Origin of the sequence: Pseudoxanthomonas sp. Root65 (genome assembly GCF_001427635.1) — a bacterium.
Taxonomy (GTDB): Bacteria; Pseudomonadota; Gammaproteobacteria; order Xanthomonadales; family Xanthomonadaceae; genus Pseudoxanthomonas_A.
In genome coordinates, this window is the sequence record NZ_LMHA01000001.1 from 278,668 (window position 1) to 292,040 (window position 13,373).

At 66.5% G+C, this 13,373-nt stretch carries 9 protein-coding genes; 6 read left to right on the forward strand and 3 right to left on the reverse strand.

Annotation, left to right across the window (positions count from 1 at the left end; genetic code table 11):
• Positions 1 to 40 precede the first annotated feature (40 nt).
• The 6 genes from ASD77_RS01230 to ASD77_RS01255 all read left to right on the forward strand — a co-directional run bounded on the left by ASD77_RS01230 (position 41) and on the right by ASD77_RS01255 (position 7,738).
• Positions 41 to 916, forward strand: coding sequence for a transporter associated domain-containing protein (locus ASD77_RS01230; RefSeq protein WP_055936176.1), 876 nt, complete (start codon positions 41 to 43; stop codon positions 914 to 916).
• On the forward strand, positions 909 to 2,087 hold the full coding sequence (locus tag ASD77_RS01235; protein ID WP_055936179.1) for a DUF4105 domain-containing protein: 1,179 nt from the start codon (positions 909 to 911) through the stop codon (positions 2,085 to 2,087). Before ASD77_RS01230 ends, ASD77_RS01235 begins: the two co-directional genes overlap by 8 nt.
• Before the next feature lie 45 nt (positions 2,088 to 2,132).
• Positions 2,133 to 4,160: a glycoside hydrolase family 97 protein gene (locus ASD77_RS01240; RefSeq protein ID WP_055936182.1), complete on the forward strand. Its 2,028-nt coding sequence runs from the start codon at positions 2,133 to 2,135 to the stop codon at positions 4,158 to 4,160.
• Between the two features lie 136 nt (positions 4,161 to 4,296).
• On the forward strand, positions 4,297 to 5,310 hold the full coding sequence (corA, locus tag ASD77_RS01245; protein WP_055936185.1) for a magnesium/cobalt transporter CorA: 1,014 nt from the start codon (positions 4,297 to 4,299) through the stop codon (positions 5,308 to 5,310).
• 111 nt (positions 5,311 to 5,421) lie between these two features.
• The gene (locus ASD77_RS01250) at positions 5,422 to 7,509 is read left to right on the forward strand and encodes a carbon starvation CstA family protein (RefSeq protein WP_055936188.1); all 2,088 of its coding nucleotides are present in this window, start codon (positions 5,422 to 5,424) and stop codon (positions 7,507 to 7,509) included.
• A gap of 4 nt (positions 7,510 to 7,513) precedes the next feature.
• Complete coding sequence (locus ASD77_RS01255) at positions 7,514 to 7,738, forward strand: CstA-like transporter-associated (seleno)protein (RefSeq protein ID WP_055936189.1); 225 nt, start codon at positions 7,514 to 7,516, stop codon at positions 7,736 to 7,738.
• 143 nt (positions 7,739 to 7,881) lie between these two features.
• Here the strand turns inward: ASD77_RS01255 and ASD77_RS01260 are convergent, their stop codons facing one another.
• From ASD77_RS01260 to ASD77_RS01270, 3 genes are all read right to left on the reverse strand, one after another.
• Positions 7,882 to 9,144 (reverse strand): DUF819 family protein, encoded by a 1,263-nt coding sequence (locus ASD77_RS01260; RefSeq protein ID WP_055936193.1) that lies wholly within the window; start codon positions 9,142 to 9,144, stop codon positions 7,882 to 7,884.
• Positions 9,145 to 9,206: 62 nt separating this feature from the next.
• Positions 9,207 to 11,276, reverse strand: coding sequence for a S9 family peptidase (locus ASD77_RS01265; protein WP_055936196.1), 2,070 nt, complete (start codon positions 11,274 to 11,276; stop codon positions 9,207 to 9,209).
• Positions 11,277 to 11,369: 93 nt separating this feature from the next.
• Complete coding sequence (locus tag ASD77_RS01270; protein ID WP_055936200.1) at positions 11,370 to 13,358, reverse strand: oligopeptide transporter, OPT family; 1,989 nt, start codon at positions 13,356 to 13,358, stop codon at positions 11,370 to 11,372.
• Positions 13,359 to 13,373 lie beyond the last annotated feature (15 nt).

A 13,373-nucleotide genomic window follows, 5' to 3' on the forward strand; every position in this document is an offset into this window, starting at 1 on the left:
ACTGAACACACCGCCCGGTACGGGCGACCACGCTCCCGAGATGTCCGAAGACGACAGTACCCTCGCGCCGGAAGGCTCCGACAAACCGTCGGAGAAACGGCGCACCTGGCTGGACCGCCTCAGTTCGGCGTTCTCCGGCGAACCCAGCACACGCGACGACCTGGTGGCCATCCTGCGCGACGCGCAGTCCGACGGCCTGATTGCCGGCGACACCCTCAAGATGATGGAAGGCGCCATTGCGGTCGCCGACCTGACCGTGGGCGATGTCATGGTGCCGCGCGCGCAGATGGTGTCGCTGCCGGTGGAAGCGCGCTTCCTCGACCTGATGAAGGACGTCGTCGAGTCGGGCCACTCCCGCTTCCCGGTGCACGGTGAGGACAAGGACGAGATCCTCGGCATCCTGCTGGCGAAGGATCTGCTGCGCGGCGTGGTGGCCGACAACGGCCCCGGCAGCGTGCGCGAGCTGCTGCGGCCGGCGGTGCTGATCCCCGAATCGAAGAAGCTCAACCTGCTGCTGAAGGAATTCCGCCTGTCGCGCAACCACATGGCGATCGTGGTGGACGAATACGGCGGCGTGGCCGGCCTGGTCACCATCGAGGACGTGCTGGAACAGATCGTCGGCGAGATCGACGACGAGCACGACGAAGCCGAAGACGGCGCCGCGCTGATCGCGGCGCAGGCCGACGGGCAGTTCGTGGTGGATGCGCTGACGCCCATCGCCGACTTCAACGAGCGCTTCGGCGCCGACTTCTTGGACGACGAATACGACACCGTCGGCGGGCTGATCACCGCGGCCATCGGCCACCTGCCGGAGACCGGCGAGGAACTGACGCTGGGACGTTTCATGTTCCGCGTCGCGCGCGCCGATGCGCGCCGCGTGCACGCCTTCCATGTCGGGGTGCTGGCCGATGCGTAACGTGGCCGCGCGCCTGGCGCTGCTGGGCGCGTTGTGGCTGCTGGCGGCCAGCGCGTGGGCGGCGCCGCGGATCGGCGTGGCGACGATGGCGCCGGGCGAGGTGTTCTTCGAGCGCTTCGGCCACAACGCGATCGTCGTGGTCGATCCCGCCTCGGGCGATGCCATCTCGTACAACTTCGGCTTCTTCGATCCGGGCGAAGCCGATTTCGTCGGCAACTTCGCCCGCGGCCACATGATGTATTACCTGGTCGCGCTGCCGTTCGAGCAGGACCTGATGCAGTACCGAGACAGCGGCCGCGGCGTGTCCCTGCAATGGCTGGACCTGGCGCCGGCGCAGGCGCAGGCGCTGGCCGATGCGCTGGCCGAGCGGGCGAAGCCGGAGAACGCACGCTACCGCTACGACTATTTCACCTCCAACTGCTCCACCCAAGTACGCGACGCGCTGGATGCCGCACTCGGCGGCCGACTGAAGTCGCAGCTCGCGGGCCGTTCGCGCGGCAACACGTTCCGCAGCGAGGCCGTGCGGCTGGCCTCGCCGGCGACCTGGATGTGGCTGGGGTTCGACCTCGGCCTAGGCCCGAATGCCGACAAGCCGATGTCGCGCTGGGAAGAAGCGTACGTGCCGATGCGGCTGGCCGACAGCCTGCGCGAGGCGAAGAACGCCGCGGGTCGCCCGCTGGTGCAGTCGGAGATGCAGCTGCTGACGCACCGCATTGCCGCCGAACCGGCGGAAACGCCGCGTCGATGGCTGCCCTGGCTCGGTGCCGGCGCCGTGGCGGCGTTGCTGATCGGTTTCGCCGGCCGTCGCTGGCCGCGCGCGATCGCCGCCGCGGCGTTGCCGTTCTGGCTGCTGTGCTTCGTCGCCGGTGGCGTGCTGGTCTACCTGTGGGGCTTCACCGAGCACTGGGCGGCCTGGGCGAATCGCAACCTGCTGCTGCTGAATCCGCTCTGCGTGCTGCTGATACCCGGCGCAATTTCCGTGCTGCGCCGCCGCACGCCGCCGGTCTGGTTCGGATGGCTGATCGCTGCGGTCGCGGGCGGTGCCCTGCTCGCCTGGTTCCTGCACTGGCTGCCGTTGCGCCTGCAATACAACCAGACATGGATCGCGTTGCTGCTGCCGGTGCACCTCGCGCTTGCATACGTATTCATGCCGCGACGCTTGTCGCGCTGAGCCCCGCCACGCACGATGCGGCCCTCTGCTCACCGCGAGGGTCGCATGCTCCGTCATCTCTTCACGCTCATCGTCCTGCTCACTGTCGGCACGGACCTCGCGCATGCCGCTCCGGGACCACGCATCGCATCGCCCGATGGCACCATCGTGGTGGAACTGTCCACCGACAACGACGGCCGACCCGCCTACGCGGTCTCGCGCAAGGGCCAGCCGGTCATCACACCGTCGCGGCTCGGCTTCCTGCTACTGGACGCGCCCAAGTTCGAGCGCAACCTCGAGATCGTGCAGCCACGCACGCGCAGCTTCGATGAAACCTGGGAACAGCCCTGGGGCGAGCGCCGCTTCATCCGTAACCACTACAACGAGCTGACCGTCACGCTGAAGGAGAAGGCCAAGCCTTTCCGCCGCTTCGACGTGGTGTTCCGTGTGTTCGACGACGGCGTCGGATTCCGCTACCGCTTCCCGCAGCAGGCCGGCCTGGAGCAGGTGAAGATCAGCGAAGAGCTGACCGAGTTCTCGCTGGCGCGTGACGCCACCGCGTGGTGGATTCCCGCCGGCGAATGGAACCGCGAGGAATACCTCTACCACCGCACGCCGGTGCAGCAGGTCGGCGACGCGCAGACGCCGATCACCTTCAAGTTCGACGACGGCACCCATCTGTCGATCCACGAGGCCGCGCTGGTCGACTACAGCGGCATGAACCTGACCCGGGTGGAAGACCGCAAGCTGAAGGCCGATCTGACGCCGGGCATCGGTGAAGGCAAGGTGGTCCGCGCCGCGCCGTTCGACACACCGTGGCGCACGCTGCTGCTGAGCGACGATGCGGCCGGGCTGGCGATGTCGAGCCTGACGCTGAACCTCAACGAGCCCAACGCACTCGGCGACGTGTCCTGGGTGAAGCCGATGAAGTACGTCGGCGTGTGGTGGGAGATGCACCTGGAGCTGAAAACCTGGGCGTCCGGTCCCAAGCACGGCGCCACCAACGAGAACGTGCGCAAGCACATCGACTTCGCCGCCAAGCACGGCTTCGGCGGCGTGCTGGTCGAAGGCTGGAACGTCGGCTGGGACGGCGACTGGTTCGGCAATGGCGAGGATTTCAGCTTCACGACGTCGTATCCGGATTTCGATCTGCCCGCGCTGGCGGCCTATGCGAAATCGAAGGGTGTCGTGCTGATCGGCCATCACGAGACCTCGGGCAACGCCGCGCACTACGAGACGCAGCTGGGCGATGCCTTCGACCTCTACCAGCGCGTCGGCGTGCCGGCCGTGAAGACCGGCTACGTGGCCGATGCCAGCCAGGCCAAGGTCACCGGCACCGACGGCAAGCGTCACTACGCCTGGCACGAAGGCCAGGACATGGCGCGCCATCATCTGAAGGTGGTGACGGAAGCGGCCAAGCGCCGCATCTCGGTCAATCCGCACGAGCCGATCAAGGACAGCGGCCTGCGCCGCACCTATCCGAACTGGATCACCCGCGAGGGCGCACGCGGCATGGAGTTCAGCGCCTGGGGCCAGCCCGGCAATCCGCCGGAGCACGAAGCCAACCTGGTGTTCACCCGCCTGCTGGCCGGCCCGATGGACTACACGCCCGGCATCTTCGGCATGAAGACGCGTTCCACCGACGGCATCGCCACCACCTGGGCCAAGCAGTTGTCGCTGTACGTGGTGATCTACAGCCCGCTGCAGATGGCGGCGGACCTGCTGGAGAACTACGAGAAGAACCCCGCGCCGTTCCAGTTCATCAAGGACGTGCCGGTGGACTGGGACGACACCCGCGTGCTGAACGGCGAGGTCGGCGACTACGTGACCATCGCGCGCAAGGAGCGCGGCGGCGCCAACTGGTATCTAGGCGCGCTGACCGACGAGGACGGCCGCACGCTGGAGGTGCCGCTGTCGTTCCTCGACGAAGGCCGCCGCTACACCGCGCAGATCTACCGCGACGGCGACAAGGCCAACTGGAAGACCGCGCCGCAGGACATCGTGATCGAGGAACGCGCGGTGAGCCGCGGCGACACGCTGACGCTGAAGCTGGCGCCGGGCGGTGGCCAGGCGATCCGCTTCGTCGCGCAGTGACATGAACCAGGTTGTGGGAGCGACGTAAGTCGCGAACAGATGGTGACGGGTCCAAGGCGGCCCATCGCGACTGACGTCGCTCCCACACCTGCATCCGACTTGTCGGATCCGGGTCTTCTGGCGCACGATCCACGCCATGAATGACCTTGCCGCCATCGATAGCAAACCCGCCCTGCCCCAGTGCGTCATCAACTGCGTGGTCTACGACCAGGGCGGCAAGCGGCGCGACATCGGCCTGGACGAGATCAGCGATGTCCTCGCCGTCGACGACGGCAGCTTCATCTGGGTGGGCCTGTACGAGCCGGCGGACTCGATCCTGGAGAAGCTGCAGGAGGAATTCTGCCTGCACGACCTCGCCGTCGAGGATGCGCAGAACGCGCATCAACGCCCGAAACTGGAGGCCTACGGCAACTCGCTGTTCGTGGCCGTGCACACGGCGCAGGTGGTGGACGACCGCATCCGCTTCGGCGAAACGCACGCCTTCCTCGGCCCACGCTACCTGGTGACGGTGCGCCATGGCGCCTCGCTGTCTTACGCGCCGGTGCGCGAACGCGTGCAGCGCGAAGCCGAGCTGCTGGCGCTCGGCCCGTCGTACGGCCTGTACGCGGTGCTGGACTATGTCGTGGACAACTACCGGCCCATCATCGACCAGTACAAGCAGACGCTGGACGCGCTGGAGAAGGACATCTTCGCCGACACCTACCGGCGGGTGACGGTGGTGAAGCTGTACGAACTGAAGCGCGAGCTGACCCAGATGCGGCTCGCCGTGGCGCCGCTGCAGGACGTGCTGGCGCAGCTGACGCGCTCGCAGAGCGTGCTGATTCCCGAGGAAGTGCGGCTGTACTTCCGCGACGTGCAGGACCACGTGCTGCGCGTCAACGAATACACCGACACCCTGCGCGAGATGCTGACCACGGCGCTCAGCGTGAACCTGTCGCTGGTGACGCTGGCGCAGGGCGAGATCGTCAAGCGCCTGGGCGCCTGGGCCGCCCTGCTCGCCGCGCCCACCCTCATCACCAGTTGGTACGGCATGAACTTCAAGCACATGCCGGAACTCGACGGACGCTTCGCCTATCCCGTGCTGATCGCCGGCGTAGCCTTGGCCTGCTTCGGCCTGTACCGGCTGTTCAAGCGCTCGAGGTGGCTGTAAGCCAGTACGCCGCCGGACTGCGACCAAAGTCGAAGGCCGAATCCGGCGTTACGGATTGACCCGCCTCCTGCATGGGGTGACCCTTGTCCAGACTTGCCGGAGGGTTCCCGAATGAACGGTTTTTCCAAGATCGGCTGGGCGGCGCTCGCGCTGCTCGGCGCGGTATGCCTGGGCGTGGTGGCGTTGCGCCAGGGCGAACAGATCAGTGCGTTGTGGATCGTCGTGGCGGCGGTGTCCATCTACCTGGTCGCCTACCGCTACTACAGCCTGTATATCGCGAAGAACGTGATGGGGCTGGACCCCACCCGGGCCACGCCGGCGCACATCAACAACGACGGCCTGGACTACGTGCCCACCAACAAGCACGTGCTGTTCGGCCACCACTTCGCCGCCATCGCCGGTGCCGGTCCGCTGGTCGGGCCCGTGCTCGCCGCGCAGATGGGCTACCTGCCCGGCATGCTGTGGCTGATCGTGGGCGTGGTGCTGGCGGGCGCGGTGCAGGACTTCATGGTCCTGTTCATCTCCAGCCGCCGCAATGGCCGTTCGCTGGGTGACCTGGTCCGCGAGGAAATGGGCCAGGTGGCCGGCACCATCGCGTTGTTCGGCGCGTTCCTGATCATGATCATCATCCTGGCGGTGCTGGCGATGATCGTGGTGAAGGCGCTGGCGGAAAGTCCGTGGGGCATGTTCACCGTGATCGCCACGATGCCCATCGCCATCCTGATGGGCGTCTACATGCGCTACATCCGCCCCGGCAAGATCGGCGAGATCTCGGTGGTCGGCATCATCCTGCTGCTGCTGGCGATCTGGTTCGGCGGCAAGGTCGGTGCGCATCCCACCTGGGGTCCGGCCTTCACCTTCACCGGCACCCAGATCACCTGGATGCTGATCGGCTACGGCTTCGTCGCGGCGGTGCTGCCGGTGTGGCTGCTGCTGGCGCCGCGCGACTACCTGTCCACCTTCCTCAAGATCGGTGTGATCGTCGCGCTGGCGATCGGCATCGTCATCGCCAGCCCGGAAGTGACCTCGCTGAAGATGCCGGCGTTCACCGAGTTCGCCGCGAGCGGCGACGGCCCGGTCTGGAAGGGCGGGCTGTTCCCGTTCCTGTTCATCACCATCGCCTGCGGCGCGGTCTCGGGCTTCCATGCGCTGATCAGCTCGGGCACCACGCCCAAGCTGCTGGCCAACGAGACGCACATCCGCTACATCGGTTACGGCGGCATGCTGATGGAGTCGTTCGTGGCGATCATGGCGCTGGTGGCCGCGTCGATCCTGGACCCGGGCATCTACTTCGCGATGAACAGCCCGGCCGCGGTACTCGGTACCGACGTGCAGAGCGCGGCGGCGGCGGTCAGCAACATGGGCTTCGTGATCACGCCGGAGGCGCTCGAACTGAAGGCGCAGCAGATCGGCGAGCACAGCATCATCTCGCGCGCCGGTGGCGCACCGACACTGGCGGTCGGCATCGCGGTGATCCTGCACGACGCCCTGCCCGGCGGCGACGCGATGATGGCGTTCTGGTACCACTTCGCCATCCTGTTCGAGGCACTCTTCATCCTGACCGCCGTGGATGCGGGCACGCGCGCCGGCCGCTTCATGCTGCAGGACCTGCTGGGCAACTTCATCCCGCCGCTGCGCAAGACCGACTCCTGGGGTGCGAACGTCATCGGCACTGCCGGCTGCGTCGCACTGTGGGGCTACTTCCTGTACCAGGGAGTGGTGGATCCGCTGGGTGGCATCAACACGCTGTGGCCGCTGTTCGGTATCGCCAACCAGATGCTGGCCGGCATTGCGCTGATGTTGTGCACGGTGGTGCTGTTCAAGATGAAGCGCGACCGCTATGCGTGGGTCACCATCGTGCCGGCCGTGTGGCTGCTCATCTGCACCACCTACGCCGGTCTGATCAAGATCTTCGACGGCAACCCGGCGGTCGGCTTCGTGGCGCAGGCGAAGAAGTACCAGGCCGCCATCGCCGACGGCCAGCTGCTCGGCGCCGCCAAGAGCATGGGCCAGATGCACCAGGTGGTGGTGAACAGTTACGTCAACACCGCGCTGACCGTGCTGTTCCTGTTCGTGGTGTTCAGTGTGCTGTTCTACGCCGTGCGTGCGATCGCCAAGGCACGCGCAAACAGCGCGCGCACGGATCGCGAGACGCCGTACGTGGCGTTGAGCGAGGAACAGCAGAAGGTCTGGCTGTAAGGCCATGGGTACCGACCTCGTCCCACTCTCGCACTTCGCCGCTCACAAGCGTGTGTGGCGGAGGCTGGTGCAGACGGCGCGGCTGTGCTGCGGCGTGCCGGACTATGACAACTACGTCCGGCATGTGCTGGAGAAGCATCCCGACCGCGAACCGATGGACTATAAGACCTTCTTCCGCGAGCGGCAGGAAGCACGCTTCGGCGGCAGGAGCGGGTTCCGCTGCTGCTGAGCGGATAGGGAATGGGTAACGGAAAAAGGGCAAAGCCATCGGCTTCGCCCTTTTCTTTGGCTCTTTTGTGGGAGCGACGTCCGTCGCGACCGGAAACTTCAACGTCGCGACTCACGTCGCTCCTACAGCAGCATGGCGATGGCTCAACCTTGCCCTGCCATCCCGCGCAATACCACGCCGACCACGTAGGCGGCGACCGTACCCGTCGCGTACCCCAGCGCACCCAGCAATGCACCCACCGGCGCCAGCGACGGATGGAAGACCGTCGCCACTACCGGTGCCGACGCCGGGCCGCCGATGTTGCTCTGCGAGCCCATCGCGAAGTAGAAGAACGGTACGCGCAGCAGTCTGGCCAGCAGCAACAGCAGCACGATGTGGACGAGGATCCAGATCAGCCCCAGCGCCAGCAGCCAGGGTTTGTCAGCCAGCGAGCCGATGTCCATCTGCATGCCAATGCACGCGATAAGGATGTAGAGGAACAGCGCGCCGATCTTCGACGCGCCCGCGCCATCCAGCGTGCGTGCACGGGTCAGGCTCAGGCCAAGACCCACGAACGTCGACAGCACCACGACCCACACGAAGGGCTCGTGCAGGCTGACCTGCTTCGCCCACGACACGTTCTGTGCAAACCACGACGACGCGGGTCCGGCGATGGCATGCGACAGACCCACGGTACCGAAGGCGATACCCAGGATGACCATCAGGTCGGGCAGCGTGGTCACGCGCTCGTGTTGCTTCTGATAGCTGGCGAGACGCTCCTTGAGTTCTTCGATCGCGCGCGTATCCGCACCCGTGCGCGCATCGATCGCCTGCGCGCGGTTGGCCAGGAAGATGAGGACCGCCATCCACAGGTAACCCACGCTGACATCGACGACGACGAACTGGCCGAACGTGGTCTCGTCGACCGCGAAAACCTCCTTCATCGCCAGCATGTTGGCGCCGCCGCCGATCCAGCTGCCCGCCAGTGCGGCCATGCCGCCCCAGGTGTCACCCGCCACGGTCTCCGGATGGATGATGCCCATCAGCCAGAACGCCACCCACGCGCCCAGCATCACGCTGATCGAGGCGCCAGCGTACATCGCCAGCAGTTTCGGGCCGAGCTTCAGTACGCCCTTGAGGTCGATGGTCAGGGTCAGCAGCACCAACGCGGCGGGCAGCAGCACCCGGCTGGCGACCGGGTTGTACAGCTTGCTCGCATTGCCGTCGATCAGACCCACGCTGTTGTAGATACCCGGGATGAAATAGCACAGCAACAGCGCCGGCACGTAGGTATAGAACTTCTTGAAGAAGCCCGTCTCGCGCGACGATGTCCAGAACACGACGCCAAGCGTGGCGGCGATGAGGCCGAACAGGACAATGTCGTTCTGGATCAGCGCAGTGGAAGGTTCGGTGGCTTCGATCGCCATCGGCGGCGTACTCCTTCAGATCAAGTAAAAGGGCCGGCGTAACCGGCCCTTCGATGCAAACGTCAGCGGCCGATGTGCTGCTTCAGCCACGCATTGACGGTGTCGTGCCACAGGATGCTGTTCTGCGGTTTCAGCACCCAGTGGTTCTCGTCCGGGAAGTACAGCAGCTTGGATTCGATGCCCTTGCGCTGCAGCGCGGTGAACGTGGACAGGCCCTGGTCGACCGGCACGCGGTAGTCCTTCTCGCCCTGCACCACCAGCATCGGCACGCGCCAGTTGGCGACGTGGTTGACCGGATTGAACTTCTCGTAGTTCTGCGGCTTGTCGAACGGCGTGCCACCGTTCTCCCATTCGGTGAACCACAGCTCTTCGGTCACATAGCCCATCGAGCGCGTGTCGAACACGCCGTCGTGGTTGACCAGGCACTTCCACGGCTCGTTCCAGTTGCCGGCGATCCAGTTGACCATGTAGCCGCCATAGCTGGCGCCCAGCGCGCAGGCCTTGTCGCCGTCGAGGAACGTGTACTTCTGCTGCGCCGCCGCCCAGCCCTTCTGCAGGTCTTCCAGCGGACGGTCGCCCCAGTGCTGGCTGATGGCATCGGTGAACGCCTGGCCGTAGCCGGTGGACCCGTGGAAGTCGATCATCACCACCGCGTAGCCCTGGCCGGCGTAGGTCTGCGGATTCCAGCGATAGCTCCAGCCGTTGCCGAAGCTACCCTGCGGACCGCCGTGGATCAGGAACGCGACCGGATACTTCTGTCCTTCCACGTAGTCGTGCGGCTTGACCACGTAACCGTGCACGGTCTCGTTGTTCCAGCCTTTGAAAGTGAACTGTTCGAAATCGCCGAACGACACGTCCTGCAGCACTTCGCCGGCGCTGGGCGTGATGGCGCGCAGCGTGGCGCCGACATCGTCGCTGGTGGCATAGATCACATCGCCGGACTTCAACGAGTTGCGTGACAGCACCATCGTCCGCCCCACCACATCGAACGCCGAAACGCTGCCGTCTCCGACCAGCTTCCGTGTCTCGCCACTCTGGATGTCGACGGAAAACAACGGGTGCTCGCCCAACTCCTGAGCGGTGGTGTAAATCCTTTCGCCGTCCTCCGACAGCACGATGCCATCCGCACTGCGATCCCAGTTGGGCGCGATCTCGCGCACTCGCCCGTTGTCGAGATCCATCGCCATCAAACCCAGGCGATCCGCCTCAAAACCCGGACGCTTCATCGCGCGGTAGAACAGGGTCTTGCCGTCGGCGCTGAACACCGGCCCGGTGTCCCAGGCCGGATTGGCGGCCGTCAGGTTGACCGGCGCACTGCTGCCATCCGCCGGGATCCTGTAGAGATCGAAGTTGGTCGACCACGCCTCGCCCTTGCCCGCCACGCGGATCGCAGCGACGACCGCACCGCCATCCGGCGACCACGTGTATTCGTCCGCGCCGCCGAACGGCTTGGACGGCGCATCACCGTCAATCGTGTCCGTCAGCGACGTCGCCGTGGCGACCGGCTTGTCCTTGCCGGTCGGCAGCGCGGCCACGAACAGGCGGCTGCGACGGCCATCGGCCCAGGTGTCCCAGTGGCGCACGAACAGGCCGTCGTAGATCACGCCGGTGCTCTTCTTCGCCGCGGTGTCGTCAAGCTTCTTCTTCGTACAGGCGAAGTCGGCCTTGCAGTCGGCGAAGGTATCGGTGCTGAACAGCACGCGGGTGCCGTCCGGCGAAAGCTTGTAGCTGGCTACGTCCAGCACGAAGTCCGTCAGCTGGCGCGGCGTGCCGCCGGCGACCGGCTGCGCATACAGCTGCTGCGTACCGGACTTGGCGCTGAGGAAGTAGACCGTGCTGCCGTCCGGCGAGAACGCCGGCGAGTTGACGCTCCAGCCTTCCGGGGTCAACCGCTTCGGCGGCGCCATGTCGCGGGTCCGCAGGTTGCGGATCCACAGGCTGCTGCTGGCCTTGACCACGTCCGCATCGACGATGCGCTTGGCGAACACGACCGTGCCGCCATCCGGCGACAGCACCGGCGAGGACACGCGGTCCAGCTTCTGCAGGTCGCGCACGTCCAGGCCACGTGCGTGGGCCAGCGACGGCAGCGCCGCCAGCAGGCAGAGGGGCAACAGGGCGGATTTCAGCTTCATCCGGGGCTCCGGCAACAGGGAAACCCCGATGGTAGGCGCTAAGCGCGCCGCGGCGCAAAGGCGTCAGGTCACGCCTTTGCGCCGTGTGCCGGTTCAGCGCGGACCGGGCTCCACGTCGCCCAGGGCCTTCGACTTGGCCCCCGTGCGGTAGAGCAGCCAGCCGACGATGGCCAGCACCACCAGCCCGACGATCTCGCCCTGCTGGAAGACCTCCGGCAGCACCAGGACATCGCGGTCCTTGGTCGCGTAGATGGCCACGCCCACCGCGATGCCCATCAGGGCTTCGCCGGTGATCAGGCCGGCGGCGAACAGCGTGCCCGGGCGGTGCAGGCGGTCACGGGCTTCCTCGTCCTTCGTGCCGACCATGCCGTGGCGCTTCTCGACCAGGTAGGCCAGCAGGCCGCCGAGGAAGATCGGCACCATCAGTTCCAGCGGCAGGTAGATGCCGATGGCGGCCGCCAGCACCGGCACGCGGAAGCTGCTGCCCTTGGACTTCAACGTCTCGTCGATCGCAATGATGATCGCGCCGATCACCGCACCGATGCCGATGATGCCCCACGGCAGCTCGCCACCGAACAGGCCCTTGGCGACCGACGCCATCAGCGTGGCCTGCGGGGCCGACAGCGGGTTGGGATGCTCGGCCGTCGGCGCGCCGATGCCGTAGGCCTCGGACAGGATGTTCAGCACCGGCGCCATGATCAGCGCGCAGGAGAACGCGCCGATGCCCAGCATCAGCTGCTGCTTCCACGGCGTGGCGCCGACGATGTAACCGGCCTTGAGGTCCTGCAGGTTGTCGCCGCCCACCGCCGCGGCGCAGCACACCACCGCGCCGATCATGATCGCCGCCACCGCACCCAGCGGCGCACCGCCGGCGCCGACCGCCATGCGCCCGCTTTCGCCCAGCAGTAGCAACAGCACCACCGAGGCGAACAGGATGGTCGCGATGGTGATGCCCGACACCGGATTGTTCGACGACCCGACCAGGCCCGCGAGATACGCGGATACCGATACAAACAGGAAGCCGGCGACGATCATGATGATCGCCATCGGAATGCTGACGTGCCACATGCCGACGATGGCCTGGTACAGCAGCAGCAGCGGCAGCACGAAGATGACCAGCGCCACCAGCATCCACTTCATCGGCAGGTCGCGGTCGGTCTCGGCGACCTCGGCGCCGCCGGAGCCGGCACGCGCGGCGGCGATGCCGCTCTTCACACCCGACAGCAGCGACTTGCGCAGCGAGAACAGCGTCCACACGCCACCGATCAGCATGGCGCCCACGCCCAGGTAACGGATCTTGGCGGACCAGATGGCACCGGCCACGTCTTCCGCACCCGCACCGGCAATGCTCTGCGCCAGCGCCGGATCGGTGCCGAGGAAGGCCATGTGGTACAGCGGAATGGCGATATGCCAGGACAGGATGCTGCCCGACAGCACCACGATGCCGATGTTCAGGCCGACGATGTAGCCCACGCCCAGCAGCGCCGGCGACAGATTAGTACCCAGGTAGCCGAGGTACTTGCCGAAGAAGCCCGCGCCTGCCGCGGTGTCCGGGATCAGGCGCATGCCGCTGTGCGCGGCGATCTTCAGCACCGCGCCGATGGCGGCGGAGAAGGCCAGGATCTTCAGGCCGGGGCCGGGATTCTCGCCGGCCTTCAGCACTTCGGCCGCGGCCTTGCCTTCGGGGAACGGCAGCGGGTCTTCGACGATCATCGAGCGGCGCAACGGCACCGAGAACAGCACGCCCAGCAGGCCGCCCAAGCCGGCGATGGCCAGCACCCACGAATACTGGAAGTCCTGCCAGTAGCCCAAGATGATCAGCGCCGGGATGGTGAAGATCACGCCCGCGGCGATCGACGAGCCGGCGGAGGCGCCGGTCTGCACGATGTTGTTCTCCAGGATCGTGCCGCCGCCCAGCAGGCGCAGCACGCCCATCGAGACGACGGCCGCCGGGATGGCGGTGGCCACGGTCAGGCCGGCGAACAGGCCCAGGTAGGCGTTGGCGGCCGACAGCACGACGGCCAGCACGATGGCCAGCACGACGGCGCGGAAGGTGAGTTGCGGGGTCCCCGGCGGAGTCATTGCGTGTTCCCGAAA

What these genes read in the sequence shown, in the direction of transcription:
- ASD77_RS01265 (WP_055936196.1), bottom strand. Translation starts at nt 11,276, where the DNA reads ATGAAGCTGAAATCCGCCCTGTTGCCCCTCTGCCTGCTGGCGGCGCTG.
- ASD77_RS01235 (WP_055936179.1), top strand. Translation starts at nt 909, where the DNA reads ATGCGTAACGTGGCCGCGCGCCTGGCGCTGCTGGGCGCGTTGTGGCTG.
- ASD77_RS01230 (WP_055936176.1), top strand. Translation starts at nt 41, where the DNA reads ATGTCCGAAGACGACAGTACCCTCGCGCCGGAAGGCTCCGACAAACCG.
- corA (WP_055936185.1), top strand. Translation starts at nt 4,297, where the DNA reads ATGAATGACCTTGCCGCCATCGATAGCAAACCCGCCCTGCCCCAGTGC.
- ASD77_RS01255 (WP_055936189.1), top strand. Translation starts at nt 7,514, where the DNA reads ATGGGTACCGACCTCGTCCCACTCTCGCACTTCGCCGCTCACAAGCGT.
- ASD77_RS01260 (WP_055936193.1), bottom strand. Translation starts at nt 9,144, where the DNA reads ATGGCGATCGAAGCCACCGAACCTTCCACTGCGCTGATCCAGAACGAC.
- ASD77_RS01240 (WP_055936182.1), top strand. Translation starts at nt 2,133, where the DNA reads ATGCTCCGTCATCTCTTCACGCTCATCGTCCTGCTCACTGTCGGCACG.
- ASD77_RS01250 (WP_055936188.1), top strand. Translation starts at nt 5,422, where the DNA reads ATGAACGGTTTTTCCAAGATCGGCTGGGCGGCGCTCGCGCTGCTCGGC.
- ASD77_RS01270 (WP_055936200.1), bottom strand. Translation starts at nt 13,358, where the DNA reads ATGACTCCGCCGGGGACCCCGCAACTCACCTTCCGCGCCGTCGTGCTG.